The sequence below is a fragment of the Rhodospirillum sp. A1_3_36 genome, assembly GCF_047263945.1.
Lineage (GTDB): Bacteria > Pseudomonadota > Alphaproteobacteria > Rhodospirillales > Rhodospirillaceae > Rhodospirillum.
Window position 1 is genome coordinate 23,707 of sequence record NZ_JBLAVB010000014.1, and the last position, 14,653, is coordinate 38,359.

The following is a 14,653-nucleotide window of genomic DNA, read 5'->3' on the forward strand; positions in this document are numbered from 1 at the left end:
GCTATGTCCAGTCGTCCAGCAGCAGCATCTGCATGGTCAGCACTCCTGTCAGCGTTTGCGCCATCATCGCCCCGGTGAAATCCGGCCGTGCGAGCCGCATACGGGCCTGTCCCAGTAAATTTGCCACTTGCTCGCCGTCGAACACACCAGTGCGGCTAAGCGCTTCCGGGCTTAGCCAGTCGCCGAGGTTCGGAGCGGCCAACACCCAGGACAGAGGTGTGTTAAAGGCGAACTTCCGTCGCTGGCGAATGGCTGTCGGCAATCGGCCCGCCATCGCGAGCCTCAGCACACGCTTTTCTTTGCGCAGGCCCAGTTTCATGGTCGGCGGTAGCATAGCCAGGAAGTCGATTATGCGATTGTCTAGAAATGGCACCCGTACCTCAATGCCATTGGCCATTGCGTTGCGGTCCGATTTCCACAGCACCCAGGACGGTAGCCGCGTCTTCATCTCAAGCAGCAACGCACGGTTCAGTGGATCGGCGGCGGCCATGGACGTCCGCAGGGAATCGGCAATATGGGCGACGGCTCCACCGGGGCCGAGAGTATCGGCAGCGGGCTCCGCCAACAGCGGTGTGCTTAGCCGTTGATTCATGCGCCAGATAGGATACCAAGGCGGAAACAGACCAAAGAGATTTTCGGCCCGGTCACGCTCCCCCTCCACGGTGGCTAGGTAATGGGCATGGAAATCGGTGGGATAGCCCAAGTCGGCCAGGACATGGGGCTGGAGGCGGCCCGCACGGCGCCAAGCATCAAGACGGAAATGGTCGTACCCACCCATCAGTTCATCGGCACCATCGCCAGCCAGGGCGACCTTGTATCCCTCTGCCCGCATGGCGGCGGAAAGATTTTGGTTGGCCATGTCAAGTGTAACGATCTGAGGTTGCTCCACAGAGAGGATAGCTTGTTGAAGGTGGGCGAGGTCAGGTACTCCTCCAGGTATTCGGCGCAACCGTGCTCCAATATGTCCAGCAACCGCAGTAGCATGAGAGGTCTCGTCAAACCGTTCATCGTCAAAGCTAAGGGAGAACGCATCGACGGAGGCCGGGCGTAACCTTGCAGCAGTGGCCGCGATGCTGGACGAATCGAGCCCGCCGCTGAGGCTAAAGCAGACCTTTGTGTCAGCGTCTAGGTGGTCGGCGATCACCTCGTCAAACAGCGCCCGAAACTGCTCGACCGTCTCCCCCATACCCGGGCCAAGGCCACAACTCTCCTGCACAGAGGGAAAGGTTGGGGTCCAGTAAGGACGGACATCCACCGCACCCGATTCTAGGTCGCAGACCAGCATCTCGCCGCCGGGCAGGCTGCGGATGCCGATAAACGGAGTCGCTGGCTCGGGGGGATAGCCCAGGCACAAGAAGTCTGCCACCGCCTGTCGGTCCACCGTACGCGGTACCTGAGGGTGGCGCAGCAGCGCCTTGATTTCCGACGCGCAGACCAGAAACTGGCCATCCAGATGGTAGGTCAGCGGCTTGATCCCCAGGCGGTCGCGCGCGACAAAGATCTTCCGGCGCCGACGGTCGAGTAGGATCACGGCAAACATCCCCGCCAGCATACCGAATGCATCCGGGCCAAATTCCTCGTAAAGGTGGGGGATGACTGCACCGTCCGACCGGCAGGTCAGCCGATGACCGCGCTCTATCAATCCCCGCGCCAAGGCCCGGTGGTTGTAGATCTGTCCGTTATAGATGCACGTAATGGCGCCGGTCTCGTCGTTCAGTGGCTGTCGACCACCCTCCGGGTCCATCACCGCCAGCCTTGTATGGGCCATCCCTACCGCCCCCTCGACCACCATCGAACTGTCGTCGGGGCCACGATGGCGCAATACGGCTGCCATGCGCTCCAGAACGACGGGATCGACCGGCTGACCCCGCCGGCCGAAGGTCAGGACGATACCGCACATGGAAGCGGCGCAGGGACGGTGGAAGGTCGGATGTGCGAGGTATTGAGCTGCGGTCGGGTGCCCGATCCGGATATTTTCTGCAACCCACACTCGATGAAGCGGGCAAAGTTGTACGACTCCTCCGTATCGGCGCGGTCGATCGCGAAGGCGGGATGGGCGACGACCAGCGCCCGGTCGGCCGCGAGCCGGGATGGGTGGCGGCTGTAGAATTCGCTCACTGCTGCCGAATAGATGCTTTCGCCGGGATCATTGCCGCCGAACCCGGCACCTTTGTTCATCCCCGATTTGGCCCGGGCGAGAATGGCGTCAGGAAGAGCGCCGGGAAACGCGTTGCGCAGCCCCCATTTGTCGCGATCACCACGGATGCGGAAATCGGGCGGCAGCCTTGCCGCCGCCTCGACGAAGCGGCGCTCCATATAGGGCACGCGAACCTCGACGCTTGCGGCCATTGAGGCGCGGTCGGCCATCTGCAGGTAGGTGCGGTGGATGTCCTCCAGCGAGTCGCGGATGGCGGCGTCGCGAATTTGGAGAGGCAGCTGCTTGAAATAGTCGTAGCCGCCGAACACCTCGTCGGCGCCCTCGCCGCTCAGGCACCACTTGAAACCAGCCGCGCGAACCGCCCGGCACAGGAAGTGGTAGCTGACCGCATTGCGCACCAGAGCCGGCTCGAAGGTCTCGGCCATACGGACTCCCTCTTCCAGGTAGTAGTGCGTCAATGTCCCGGCGGAAGGGCTCACCTCGGTCAGCGGCACCCCTAAATGGGTGCAGACGGCATGGGCGGCCGCGAGGTCGCTGGAATTCGCGCCGGGAGCGGCGAACGTGAAGGCCCGCACTCGGCCCGGCCGCGCCCGCGCCGCCAGCATCAGCACCGTCGAGCTGTCGACGCCACCGCTGAGCAGGCAGGCCACCTCTTCGTCGGCCTCGGGCAGACAGGAGCCGACCGCCTCGGTCAAGGCATCAGCAAGGCCAGCAAGCAAGTCGGTTTCCGGCAGCCCCGCCGACGGGGCAAACTCGGGCAGTTGGAAATACCGCGTCGCCTTGCCGCCGGTCCACAGACTTCCGGCGGGAATCGCCTCGATCGCGGTGACGCCGGACAAAGCTGCCAGCCCTTTGGCTTCCGAGCAGAATGCCACGCCGCCGACTGACCGGGCGATGTACAGGGGCTTGATGCCGAGGGGATCGCGGCCCAGCAGGACTCGCCCCCGTGCCGCATCCACCAGGCAGATCGCGAACATGCCGTCGAGGCGGTGGACGAAATCGTCGCCCCAGGCGCGGTAGGCTTCCATCACCACCTCGGTGTCGCATCGGCTGCGCCACTCGCCCCCCACGAGGCGCCTCAGTTCCGCGTGGTTGTAGACCTCACCGTTCATGACACACCACAGCCCGGTGGCCGGATCACAGAAGGGCTGACGACCGTGGTCGGGATCCACGATGGCCAAGCGGTTGGTGCCGATCGTCGCGAGCGGCGTGGTGGCCATCTCTCCGAAATGCTCGGGGTCGCCACGGTGGGCAATGGCCGACAGCATATGGCGTACCCATCCAACGTCCGCCTCACCTGTTGGCGGGTTGATCACTCCAGCGATGCCGCACATGGCTCCTCCGCCCCATCAGTGGTGTCATCGGCGAAGGCCAGGGACGGATGCGCCCGCGACAAATCCGCCACCATGGCCGCCAGAGCCGGGGGCGACAGCGTCCCCCGGCAGCACGCCGCGATCCATCCACCGACCCGGATCATCTCGGCCGGCCCCAGACCGCGCCGCGCCGCCTCGGCAGTGCCGAGACGCAGCCCGTAGGTGCCCTCGCGGAAGGGCAGGGATACGGCATTGGCGTGCAGTCCCCCCGCCTCCAGCCTTCGCCAGCATTCCAGCGCATGCGTCTGGTCGCCCAGGGACACAAGCACCTGATGGCTGTCGGTGATGCCCCGGTCGGCAAACAGCACCTCTATCCCCGCCTCCGCCAGGGCCGCGCCCAGCGCCCTGGCATTGGCCACCACCCTGCTGGCATAGGCAGCGCCGAAGTTGCGGGCTTCCTCCAGCGCTATCCCCAGCGCCGCCACATGATGAAGGTGGACGTTGGATGCGAACATCGGCACCACGGCCTCGTTCAGCGCGCGGGCCACCTGGCCGTGTTCGCGGGCCAGAATCATTCCCTTCTGCGGCCCCCAGAGGGACTTGTGGGTGCTGCCGTGCAGCAGGTCGGCACCCTCGCGCAGCGGGTCCTGGAAGTGGCCACCGGCGATCAACCCAAAGGTGTGCGAGGCATCGTAACTGATGATTGTGTCCGGCCCTATGGCGGCTCGAAGTTCCTCTAGCGGATGGGGGAATAACTGCATGCTGGCGTCTAGAAAGATCAGCTTCGGCGGAGCCTCGCGGGCGAGCGCCGCCGCCGCCGCGACGTCTATAATTCCGCGTGACCAGTCATAGGGAATCTGCACCAGCCGGATGCCCTCACGTCGGGCGACGACCTCGGTGGTGAAATGGCCGCCGCAATTTCCCGGTACCGACCACACCATGTCATTCCGCCCGACCAGAGTGGTCAGCACTATCTGCGCGACTTGGTTGCCGGACAAAGGGCGGACGTCGGCGATGGCAGCATGGAACAGCGCACGGGCAAGTTCCTCAGTGGCCGCCAGGATGGCACGCGGGACCTCCTGGTTGGGATAATCCCAGATGGCAACCGGCCTCTCGCCAACGGGTGGGATGCAATAGCGATGACTCAGATCCGAGGCTAGTGCCGCCCTTACGTTGGCGGAAGTCAGATTCTCACTGGCGACGAGGTTCAGGGTTCGCATCACTTGCCCCTCGTAGGCGGAGATGAGGCTGAGCACCGACATGCGAATGACCTTCTCGAAAACCATAGTAAAGCAACCTATAGCGCACCATAAAAGAATACTCAACCTGCTATTTTTGGTTGATTTCAAAATAACCACACCTTAAGGTCACATCGCACTCCACAAGAGGGAGGGGAGATGGCCTTTTCGTCTGTCCATATTATCGGACCCGGTGCCCTGGGTTTGGGACTTGCTGTCGATTTGGCATCGCGCAGGTTGGCGGTATCTGTCTCTGGACGCGCGGGCGCGCTGGCAAGGGGAGAGGCTTGCGTCGGCGGTCGGTGGAGGTCGGCTTCGTTTGCTCTGCGGCCGGAGCCGGGATCGCTGGTGGTGATCGCAGTCAAAGGGCCGGACATGGACGGGGTAATCTGCTGCCCTGCAACGCTTGGCTGCTCCGCCGTACTGCTTCTACGCAACGGTTTGGCATCCAAACCTGAACTCCCCTGTCCGACGGTCGATGGCGTGGTATGGGCATGCGCTTGGCGAGACAGGGACGGGCGGGCAATCTGGCGAGGCTCAACTGCCATCGACTTGCCCGACGATGCCCTTGGCCGCAATCTGGCTGAACTGCTGAATGGAGAGAATGTGGAGGCACGGCTGGTGCCGTCTATCGAGAAGGTCCGGTTCCGCAAGCTCATGGTCAACGCTGGTGTCAATCCTTTGAGCGCCCTTTGGCGTAGCGACTGCCGGACCCTGGCGTCACGACCGGAAGTGGTGGCAGAAGCCACGGCCATCGCGGCCGAAGTGAAAGGTCTGGCCGCCGCCGCCGGAGTGATGGTTGAGGACGATCCTGCCGCACTGGTGGCCTCAGCGCTGGCAGGGATGGGCGACTTCACGCCTTCCATGGAGCAGGACCGGGCGACAGGGCGGCCTCTCGAACTGAAAGCAATCGTCGACGCCCCGTTGCAGATGGCAGCGGCGCTGAAAATGGAAATGCCGGTACTTGCGAGCCTGCGAGCCCGGCTCCTGCAAAGATTAGCGCACTGAGGGAGAAGGGCATGGGGAAGGTCGAATTCACCAATTCGAAGTTTGACGGGACGATGGAGGTAGCGATGCATGCCGATCTGCTGCGCATGCATGCCGCTGCCGACGACCGCGCAACGGCCGCAGCAGAGGTGTCGGCGTTGACCGGTGCACTCATCGGTGCGACCGGGCGAGGGTTGGTGTTGGAGGAGGCAGATCTGGCCGGGCTCGACCTTTCCGGCTTCGACCTGCGCCAGGCGGTACTCAACCGTGCGGCGTTGTACGGTACCAACCTTTCCCGTGCTGACCTTTCCGGTGCCGCACTGATTTGTCCCGGCACCGAACGGACCAACTTTTCCAATGCCAGGATGGACGGAACCTACATTCATGCCTTCTCCGCCCAGGTGTGCGATTTCCGCGGCACCGACCTTGGCGGGATCGTCGACGGGACCGGCAGTCTGTTCCATGGGTGCGACATGGAGGGAGCAGTGCTCGATCGTGCCATGCTTGCCGGCAGCATGTTCTATCAGTGTTCGTTACGCGCAGCCTCTGTCCGCTGTGCAAGCCTGCAGGGATGTTCTTTCGTGGAATGTGCTGCGGAAGGGGTTGTCCTGGCCGAGGCCGGGCTTGATCAGGTGGTGTTCAACAAATCCTCACTCGATGGCGCCTCGCTGGTCGGGGCGCGCGGCGAGGGGGTTACCCTGGTCCGCTGTACCGTTTCCGGTGGCCTCAACCTATCCGGCGCGGCCCTGCCGGCGCTGAGGATCCTGCGCAGCCGGATCGCTGGCCTGGATGCGCGTGGGCTGGATGCATCGGACGCCGACTTCACCCAATGCGACCTCTCCAGCGCGACCTTCGCCAAGGCGCGGCTGACCCGTGCCCGCTTCTCCACCGTCGGGCTGAACGGCGCGGATTTCTCTGACGGCCACCTCGACGGGGCTAGCTTCAGGGACTGCACCGCCGAGCGGGCGGTGTTTGCGTTCGCCCAGCTGGAGAATGCCGTTTTCTCCGAATGCAACTTGGCCGGGGCGGATTTCTCGCGCGTCCGTGCGCGCTCCATGCACAGCCGCGACTGCAATTTGGCGGGGGCCCGGTTTGTCGGCGCCTATCTTTACCGTGCCGTCCTGACCGGCGATCACCCGGCGGCCCATTCTTTGAAATCGGCTGACTTCTCGGAGGCGGTGCTGGTCCAGGCCTATGTTGTCGGCGACCTTTCCGGCGGATCGCTCCGCGGGGCCAAGGCGGCCTATTCCAGGCTGAATCAGTGCATATTGCGGGATGCCGACATGACCGGGGCCTCTCTGTTTCAGTCGTCCATGGTGAAATCGGATTTGACCGGGGCCAAGCTAGAGGGCATCGCGCCTCCGTTTTTCCCCGACCGTTGCCGTGGCCTGGCGGATGCGCCGCCGGAGCTGAAGTCCTATGTCGCAGCGTTCTCCGAACTGCTCGCGGCCCATCGTCGCAAATCGACCTGAGCGTCCGCCATGGCTGAAATATTCTTCACCCTTGATGACGCCCGGGTCGCCTTGCGCGATTTATGGCGGAGCGGCGGTTCCCTCGGATCGGTGCACAGCCTGGGCGCCCTCCACGAGGGGCATGGACGCGTCATAACTCTGGCCGCGAGTGAAAACGACCATTGCGTGGTCACCATCTACCCCAACGAGGCGCAACTGGCTCCGGGGATGCACTACGAGTACGATCCCGAGGCGGATATCCGGTTCGCCATCGACCACGGCGCCACCCATGTCATCGCCCCTGGCCGGGGAAGCATGTATCCGTCCAACTATCTAACCTTCCTGGACCAGGGGGAATGCTGGCGGAGGCTTGATGGGTCGGTGTTACCATTCATGTTCCGGGGCATGATCACCATGTGCATCCGATGGATGTCGTTCGTGCGCCCGACGCGGGTGTATTGGGGGTTAAAGGACATCGGCCAGACACTGCTGGTACGGCGCGCCGCTTCCGATCTTATGCTTGATACCGAAATCCGTGAAGTGCCCTGCGTGCGCTATACGTCGGGCATTCCCATCTCGTCGCGGCTGATGTCGCTGGATCGAGAATCGCTGGAAGAGCTGGCTGGCGTATATCGGGTGCTGCGGGAGGGATTGGCAGCGGTGAGCGCGGGCGAGACGCGGGCCGACGAAATACGGCGGATCGTGCACGCCGGACTCGACACCCTACCGATCGAGCGCTTCCGACCACATTATGTCAAGATAGCAGACGCCAACGATTTTACCGAGCCGAATAAAGTGGGTCTTCCATTCGTGCTCCACTGTGCGGTTACCAACGGTACCATCAATCATTTCGACGGTTTCTTGGTGCGGGAGCCCGGCGACTTGAGCGATCCCAAGGCCCTCTGGCTGGAGAGTAAATGGCCATGACGGAATTAAATGTTGCCATTATCCAACTTTCGGGCGAGTCCTCGATTCGCTATACCCCACTGGCAGCGATGAACATGCACGCCGCAATAGCCGCCGACCCGCGCCTGTCCGGGTGGGTGAGCGTCCGAGTCCACGACTTCCTGCAATCCCATACCCAGGTGGAGATGCTGGAAGCCATCCTGGCGGAAGGACCCGACCTGGTATCGTTTTCCTGCCAGGGCTGGAACATGCGCCAACTGCAGTCCCTGTTTCCTGCGGTCAGGCAGTTCCTGCCCGATAGTCTGCTGATGATCGGCGGAGTCCATGTCTCTGGACGGGGGCGTCACCAGCTCGCCGTCATGCCGGATGTCGATGTCGTCGCCAACGGCGAGGGAGAGGCCATCATGCCCGACCTCCTGGCTGCCTTACGCCAGGGACTGCCGCTCGATACCGTGCCGGGCCTGACCTTGCGCCGGGACGGCGGCGTGTTGGACACGGCCCCCCGGCAGTTGTCGCGTTCACTGGACGAATTTCCCTCACCCTATGCTGCGCCCGGGCTGCCGCTCGATGGCTACGACATCGCGCTGCTAGAGACCAACCGCGGCTGCCCTTATAGTTGCGGCTACTGCTTCTGGGGCGGTAGGATCGGCGGCAAGCTGGCAAAGCGGGACATGGTGAGGATCAAATCCGACATTGAAGCCATCGCTTTGGCCAAAATTCCCGGGCTGTTCCTATGCGACGCCAATTTCGGCCTGCTGAAGGAAGACGAGGAGGTCGCCGCCATGGTGATCGACGCCTTTCGCCGCCACGGCTATCCGCGCGAATTTAACGTCAACTGGGCGAAGAACAATGCCGCGCGGGTAGGGCAAATCGTCCGGGATATTCTCGCTGCAGGGATTCATACCGTTATTAATGTGCCCCTGCAAAGCAACAGCCGCGCCGCGCTCGACCTAGCAGGGCGCGGGGTCATTGGGCGCGAGAGCATGCTGGCGGAATGTCGAGCCATGATGGACGAGGGGCACCATCTGACAGCCGAATTGATCTTCGGTCTGCCGGGAGAATCCCTTGCCGCCTTCATGGATAATTACGACGACCTCTACGCGACGTTCCCGGCCATGCGGATTCATCCCCTGTGGATCCTGCCCAATACCGACTTTGACCGCAATCGGGTAGAATTGGGAATCAGGACCATCAGCCCCGATCCACTATCCGATTACGAAGCCGTAATCGCCCACGCCCAAATGACTCCGGCCGAAACCCGCAACGGCTTGGCCCTCCTGCTGGGCCATTCGATCCTGAATCTGCTGGGCGCCGGGCGCTCGGCGCTACGGGCGCTGGTGCGGTGGAACGGGGCCAGCCCGGCAGCCACTGTTGCCGCCTTGGAGGGGTATTTAGCCACCAGCCCGCACCCGCTGGCTGAGGAATTGACGGGACTGTATACCCGGCTGCGGCGGAGCTGTTATTTCGAGCGCAGCCTACGTGATTGCAAACGGGAAATACTCTATCGCAACCGTGACGACACGGCCGCCTTGATCAAAGGCTTCTTCGCATCGTTGCAGGCCCCGGCGACCGTGCTCGATGCGGTGCAAACACTGGTCGAGTTCGACTGCATGCTGCTTCCGCGCAGTGACCTCGGCGGCGAAGGTTTCGCTGATGAGCATCGGATGTTTCCATTCAGGGTCATCGATATAGCCGATTGCCTAGCCCGCCAAACGGACGCTCCCCTACCGGACGAACAGCCAGTGGAGGTCAGCGTTCGGCACAAGCGTGGCCTCGCGACATTGCGCGGCAGCAACTGCGACCTCACCGGCGCCTGGAACGGCAAGGTGGTAGACTGGCGGCCCATGGCCGAAGGACGGATATGCGCATCCTGATCTTCGGCGACGGTTGCGCCCGCGACCACGCGACGTTCCGGCGACTGCGCTCAGAGGGACACGACGCGCGCTTTGCTCTAGTCGGCCCCAATGCCATTCTCGCCAAGGAGGCGGGCGTGCACCGGGTGGCGGGTGCCGCCGACGCGGTAACTCTGGCTCGGCACCTCGCCGTCGACCTTGCCGTCGTGCTGGGTCCGGGTCATATCCTCGCGGGAGCAGTGGATGCCTTCCAGGCCGCTGGCGTCCCCTGCTTCGGCCCCACGGCCGCCATGGCAGCCGTGGAGGCCAGCAAAGCTGTGGGAAAGGACGTCATGCGACAGGCAGGGATCGTCACCCCCGAGAGCCATCTGTTCGACCACCTGGAGGCAGCGGAGGAGTTCCTCTGTCGTGTTTGGCGGGAGAATGCCCGCTGGGTGATCAAGGCTGAGACATTCCTGGCCAATGCTGCTTGGCGAACGGTGGTGCCGGTGAACCTGGACGCGGCGCGCGCGGCCCTACACTATCTCCTGCGCGACGGCCCGGCCTCGGATCGAACGAACAGGGTAATGCTGGAGCGCCGGGTGGTCGGCGAGGAGCTGTCCCTGCATGTCCTGAGCGATGGCAGGGACTATCGTCTTCTGCCCCCTGTGTGCGATTATAAGCGCCTCGATGAGGGCGATACCGGACCGAACACCCATGGCATGGGCGCGGTCGCATCGACCCATGTCGACGCCTGGCGTCTGCTGGATGGGCTTTCCACGGCGGTGGTCGAACCAACGCTTGATATATTGGTCCGCAGAGGGCACGGCTTTACCGGAGTGCTTTACATTGGTTTGATCCGCACCGAATCCGGCTACCAAACTCTGGAATTTAATGCCCGTCCGGGTAATCCCGAATGGCTTGCCCTGCTGGGGCTATTGCGCTCGCCGCTTGGCGAGGTCATGGAAGCGGTGGCGACGGGGCGGCTGAGGGAAACGCCGATGGCTTGGCATACCGACCAAGTTGGCATGGGGCTGTTTGCGGTCGCCGGGGACTATCCCTTTGCCGCGCCGGACCAGCGAACACCTTTGTCCCTGGCAAACGACACGGCTCTTCTGGGCGAGGACGTCCATGCGGCGATGGACGGTAGCCTACTGGCCGGTAGCAACCGTGTGGTCGCCGCCCTGGCACGAGGGCCGGACGTGGAGGCTGCCCGGGCCGCATGTCTTCAAACCTTGGGCTCTGCGGTTTTCGACGGGGCAAAAATCCGCAGGGATATTGGCGTTGGCGGACTGCTGGGCACTGGAGCAATCCACACCGCCATCCAGGTTAAAACCTTGAAGGATAGGCGGATATAAGTTAGGTCTTCGTTATCGTGAAACATCAGACAGCGCAGGAATATTATGTGTGAATGCGAATCTCCAAACATCCAGACTGCCCGCCACTCTTGCGCTCATTTGATGGCTGCGGCTATCCAGACTCTCTGGCCCGGTGCCAAGTTCGGTGTTGGACCGGCCACCAAAAATGGCTTTTTCTACGACGTGTTGTTCCCCGAGCCGATTGGTCAGGATGACTTGCAGAAAATCGAAGCTAGAATGCGCGAGCTGCGCAAGAAGAAGCTTTCATTCGAACGCTCCGAGGTTGAGATTGATCACGCGATCTCGCTAATGGATAGTATAGGGCAGAACTTCAAGGTTGAGTTGTTGAATCTGCTCAAGGAGAAGGGCTCAACCGCCGTCGCCAAGGAGACAGGTGACGACGACTTGGTTGCGGAAAATGTCAACGTTGTCAGTCTGTACAAGCTGGGCGATTTCGTCGACCTGTGTCGCGGCCCGCATATTCACCGGACAGACCACATCGGCGCCTTTAAGTTGACCCAACTTGCAGGCGCCTATTGGCGTGGCAATGAGCGCAATCCGCAATTACAGCGTATCTATGGCCTGTGTTTTGACACCAAAGAGGAATTAACTCAAGAGCTGTGGCGCCTTGAGCAGGCGAAACTGCGCGATCACCGGCGCCTGGGCAAAGATCTGCAATTGTTCACCTTTTCGCAAGATGTCGGCAGCGGCCTGCCTATCTGGCTGCCCAAGGGTACAGTCCTTCGCGACGAACTGACCCGGCTGGCCCGCGAGGAGGAGCGCCGCGAGGGCTATCAGCGCGTGATCACACCGATCATCACTAAGGAGCAACTGTACTATCGGTCAGGCCATCTGCCCTATTACAAGGAAGACATGTATCAACCCATGGATATCGATGGGGAGAAGTTCTACCTCCGGCCCATGAACTGCCCCCATCATCATCAGGTATTTCTGTCGCATCCACGTTCATACCGTGACCTCCCCTTACGAATTGCCGAATATGGTGATGTCTATCGTTATGAAGCGTCCGGAGCCCTCTCCGGCCTGATGCGTACCCGTGGCTTCTGCCAGAACGATGCGCACATTTACTGCCGTGAGGACCAGGCCAAAGATGAATTCGTCCGCGTGATGCGCTTGCATGCCCGCTACTACGACCTGATGGGCATAAAGGAATACTATATGAGGCTGTCGTTGCCGGACCTCAGCAAGCTGGAAAAATACGTCAACGAACCGGAAAAGTGGCTGGCTGCCTTGGCCATCATCCGTGAGGCAATGAATGAAACCGGCCTGCCCTATGTGGAGGTCGAAGGTGAGGCGGCGTTCTACGGTCCCAAGATTGACTTCATGATCAAGAGCGTCATCGGCACCGAATACGCTATCTCTACCAACCAGCTGGATTTCCTTGCCACCGAACGCTTCGACCTAACTTACACGGGCGAGGACGGCCAGCCACACAGCGTCTACGTCATCCACCGCGCACCGCTGGGCAGCCACGAGCGCTTTACAGCCTTTCTAATTGAACATTACGCCGGGGCGTTCCCCACTTGGCTGGCCCCCAACCAACTGCGGGTGATCCCCATTTCGGACCGCCACCTGGATTACGCCCGCAAGGTCGTGGAGTTCTTCTTTAGCGCCGACGTGGAAACGGCCACCGGAGGATTGCGAATCGATGTCGATGATGGCGCTGAGCGTATGCAGAAGAAGATCCGCAACGCCCAGATAGAGAAGATTCCCTATATCCTGGTGGTGGGCGACCGGGAAGCAGAGGACGGCACCGCAGCGGTACGGTTGCGTAATGGTGTCGACCTCGGCACCATGAGCCTGGACGCTATCATTGAGCGCATCCGTAAGGAAGTGGTCTCGCGCCAGGATATTGTTGTCGAGCAGTCAACCCCATAGCGGCGATAGGAGGGCCTTCGGGTGCGCGATATCCAGGAAGCCTTCCTCTTGGACTCCTCTGGCCGCGAGGTATGGCGTGGCCCTTATCATGAGCGGCTGTCCTGCCTGGATACGGCTAGGCTGGAGCCGGATCGGGGAGGGGATGCGTTGCGAGCCTTGGTCGGCGCCCCCAGGCGCGCCTCCGGCCAGCCATGGGTCCGCGCCTCTCAAGTAGCTGAGATGGCCGAACGGCTGAACCTCGTGACCTTCGTCGGGAGTGCAGATGGCTTTCCCACGATGTTGCCTGCTGGCACAGTGCTAGCGCGTGCTGTACTGGCTGGCAACCGCAACCATTTGCGGGAGTTGGGCGCAGTCGGCATCGACTTTCCAGCCATCTTCGACAGCGCTCCCGACGACATGCGGTCATTAGTGGCGAGTTACGAAGCCAATCACCGCATGTTTCGCCTTGACGAGGCCGGGCATGACCTTCGTCTGTCCTATGCCGCCGACCCCGGCCTCTTCTCTTGGCTACGCGGTAGTCGCATCGAGCGCCAAGCCTTGCCCTACACTATCGTCAGCGATGTCGAGGTGATGCGGCGATTTCGAAAGGGCGAACTCGGATCGTTGGCCAAGGTACGGCAGTATCATCTACCCGATATTCACTCGCTGGTATCGCTGGAAAATGCTGCCGAATTCCTTATTCATGCTACCCGCCTCGCCGCCGAGCAGCTATCGTGGTGGGCAGGCGAGTCGTGGGTCCAGTTCATCGATATCACTAAAGCCCTGTTGGAGCGCGAACCCGCCCTGCCGAAACTGCTCGCCACAGTTGCCGGGCGGCCCACCATGGTCAATGTTCTTGCTGATCAGCCCCTCTATTACGGAATGCGGACGGGCTTGATGCCCGATGCGGGCACCGGGGTTCTTTTGCTTTATAACTTTCAGTGGGATGAGGACAACCCCCGCCGATTTTGCATCGACCTTGACGACAACAGCCAACTGCTGGTTCTGCATGCGAATGTCGCTGCCGCCTCTGGAATACTGTGTCTAGCCCTGGGCCGTGCCCTAGCTGGTCTGGCACCGCCCGTTCTGCCGATTGAGATTGCTCCGGAGCAGATAGTTATTCTTGCGTTGACGGACTTTCACCTTTCGGCGGCACGTGGTCACGCCAATCGCCTTCGCCGCCTTGGTCTGAGAATTGCTGTAGAACTCGCTGATAAAGGGTTGAGCAATGCAATCGCTGGCTTGAAATCGCGCTGGCAACCATGGTTCGCAGTCGTCGGTGACAATGAGGCGCAGGCATCGTCGTTAATGTTTCAACCTACATGGGAGAGAACGGCGTTGTCAGAGGCCGAATTTATGGCCCGATTTGGCGAACGCATCGCCCGCTGCCGTATCGACGATTATTTAGCTATACGCCCCCCCCCTTTTGTCGTTGGAGCCGGGTCATAGGGATCGAACCATAGATCTCCTGACAACGTTTCAGGCGCTTTACCATTAAGCTAACCCGGCGAACTTATTATACAGTATTGCGG

Annotated in this window: 10 protein-coding genes and 1 tRNA gene; 7 read left to right on the plus strand and 4 right to left on the minus strand. The window is 61.7% G+C overall.

The features are described 5' to 3' along the window. Nucleotide 1 precedes the first annotated feature (1 nt). The 3 genes from asnB to ACLIRY_RS20960 are packed head-to-tail and all read right to left on the minus strand — an operon-like array spanning nt 2 to nt 4,757. Nucleotides 2-1,900, minus strand: coding sequence for an asparagine synthase (glutamine-hydrolyzing) (gene asnB, locus ACLIRY_RS20950; RefSeq protein WP_413207377.1), 1,899 nt, complete (start codon nt 1,898-1,900; stop codon nt 2-4). Further along, nucleotides 1,882-3,426 (minus strand): asparagine synthetase B family protein, encoded by a 1,545-nt coding sequence (locus tag ACLIRY_RS20955; RefSeq protein WP_413207378.1) that lies wholly within the window; start codon nt 3,424-3,426, stop codon nt 1,882-1,884. Before ACLIRY_RS20955 ends, asnB begins: the two co-directional genes overlap by 19 nt. A 44-nt stretch (nt 3,427-3,470) precedes the next feature. Beyond that, on the minus strand, nt 3,471-4,757 hold the full coding sequence (locus ACLIRY_RS20960) for a serine hydroxymethyltransferase (protein WP_413207379.1): 1,287 nt from the start codon (nt 4,755-4,757) through the stop codon (nt 3,471-3,473). A 111-nt stretch (nt 4,758-4,868) separates the two neighbouring features. On the opposite strand from ACLIRY_RS20960, the gene ACLIRY_RS20965 reads away from it, so the two are divergent. The 7 genes from ACLIRY_RS20965 (at nt 4,869) to ACLIRY_RS20995 (ending at nt 14,570) form a co-directional block, all read left to right on the plus strand. Continuing rightward, nucleotides 4,869-5,717 carry a ketopantoate reductase family protein gene (locus ACLIRY_RS20965; protein WP_413207380.1) on the plus strand — a complete coding sequence of 283 codons (849 nt, stop codon included), beginning with the start codon at nt 4,869-4,871 and terminating at the stop codon, nt 5,715-5,717. A gap of 11 nt (nt 5,718-5,728) precedes the next feature. Beyond that, the gene (locus ACLIRY_RS20970) at nt 5,729-7,168 is read left to right on the plus strand and encodes a pentapeptide repeat-containing protein (RefSeq protein WP_413207381.1); all 1,440 of its coding nucleotides are present in this window, start codon (nt 5,729-5,731) and stop codon (nt 7,166-7,168) included. Between the two features lie 9 nt (nt 7,169-7,177). Further along, nucleotides 7,178-8,074 (plus strand): pantoate--beta-alanine ligase, encoded by an 897-nt coding sequence (locus ACLIRY_RS20975; protein ID WP_413207382.1) that lies wholly within the window; start codon nt 7,178-7,180, stop codon nt 8,072-8,074. Continuing rightward, nucleotides 8,065-9,927 (plus strand): cobalamin-dependent protein, encoded by a 1,863-nt coding sequence (locus ACLIRY_RS20980; RefSeq protein WP_413207383.1) that lies wholly within the window; start codon nt 8,065-8,067, stop codon nt 9,925-9,927. Before ACLIRY_RS20975 ends, ACLIRY_RS20980 begins: the two co-directional genes overlap by 10 nt. Next, nucleotides 9,915-11,243 carry a phosphoribosylamine--glycine ligase gene (locus tag ACLIRY_RS20985; protein ID WP_413207384.1) on the plus strand — a complete coding sequence of 443 codons (1,329 nt, stop codon included), beginning with the start codon at nt 9,915-9,917 and terminating at the stop codon, nt 11,241-11,243. The genes ACLIRY_RS20980 and ACLIRY_RS20985 overlap by 13 nt, the downstream gene beginning before the upstream one ends. Nucleotides 11,244-11,288: 45 nt before the next feature. Continuing rightward, nucleotides 11,289-13,142 (plus strand): threonine--tRNA ligase, encoded by a 1,854-nt coding sequence (thrS, locus tag ACLIRY_RS20990; RefSeq protein WP_413207385.1) that lies wholly within the window; start codon nt 11,289-11,291, stop codon nt 13,140-13,142. A gap of 219 nt (nt 13,143-13,361) precedes the next feature. Then, nucleotides 13,362-14,570: a hypothetical protein gene (locus tag ACLIRY_RS20995; RefSeq protein ID WP_413207386.1), complete on the plus strand. Its 1,209-nt coding sequence runs from the start codon at nt 13,362-13,364 to the stop codon at nt 14,568-14,570. Here ACLIRY_RS20995 and ACLIRY_RS21000 read toward each other — a convergent pair. Then, nucleotides 14,555-14,630 (minus strand) — tRNA-Arg (locus ACLIRY_RS21000). The two genes, ACLIRY_RS20995 and ACLIRY_RS21000, sit on opposite strands and share 16 nt — an antisense overlap. Nucleotides 14,631-14,653: the final 23 nt, after the last annotated feature.

Bases quoted from the DNA above. Each gene is read 5' to 3' on its own strand.
- asnB (WP_413207377.1), bottom strand. From the start codon at position 1,900: ATGTGCGGTATCGTCCTGACCTTCGGCCGGCGGGGTCAGCCGGTCGAT.
- ACLIRY_RS20955 (WP_413207378.1), bottom strand. From the start codon at position 3,426: ATGCTGTCGGCCATTGCCCACCGTGGCGACCCCGAGCATTTCGGAGAG.
- ACLIRY_RS20960 (WP_413207379.1), bottom strand. From the start codon at position 4,757: ATGGTTTTCGAGAAGGTCATTCGCATGTCGGTGCTCAGCCTCATCTCC.
- ACLIRY_RS20965 (WP_413207380.1), top strand. From the start codon at position 4,869: ATGGCCTTTTCGTCTGTCCATATTATCGGACCCGGTGCCCTGGGTTTG.
- ACLIRY_RS20970 (WP_413207381.1), top strand. From the start codon at position 5,729: ATGGGGAAGGTCGAATTCACCAATTCGAAGTTTGACGGGACGATGGAG.
- ACLIRY_RS20975 (WP_413207382.1), top strand. From the start codon at position 7,178: ATGGCTGAAATATTCTTCACCCTTGATGACGCCCGGGTCGCCTTGCGC.
- ACLIRY_RS20980 (WP_413207383.1), top strand. From the start codon at position 8,065: ATGGCCATGACGGAATTAAATGTTGCCATTATCCAACTTTCGGGCGAG.
- ACLIRY_RS20985 (WP_413207384.1), top strand. From the start codon at position 9,915: ATGCGCATCCTGATCTTCGGCGACGGTTGCGCCCGCGACCACGCGACG.
- thrS (WP_413207385.1), top strand. From the start codon at position 11,289: ATGTGTGAATGCGAATCTCCAAACATCCAGACTGCCCGCCACTCTTGC.
- ACLIRY_RS20995 (WP_413207386.1), top strand. From the start codon at position 13,362: ATGGCCGAACGGCTGAACCTCGTGACCTTCGTCGGGAGTGCAGATGGC.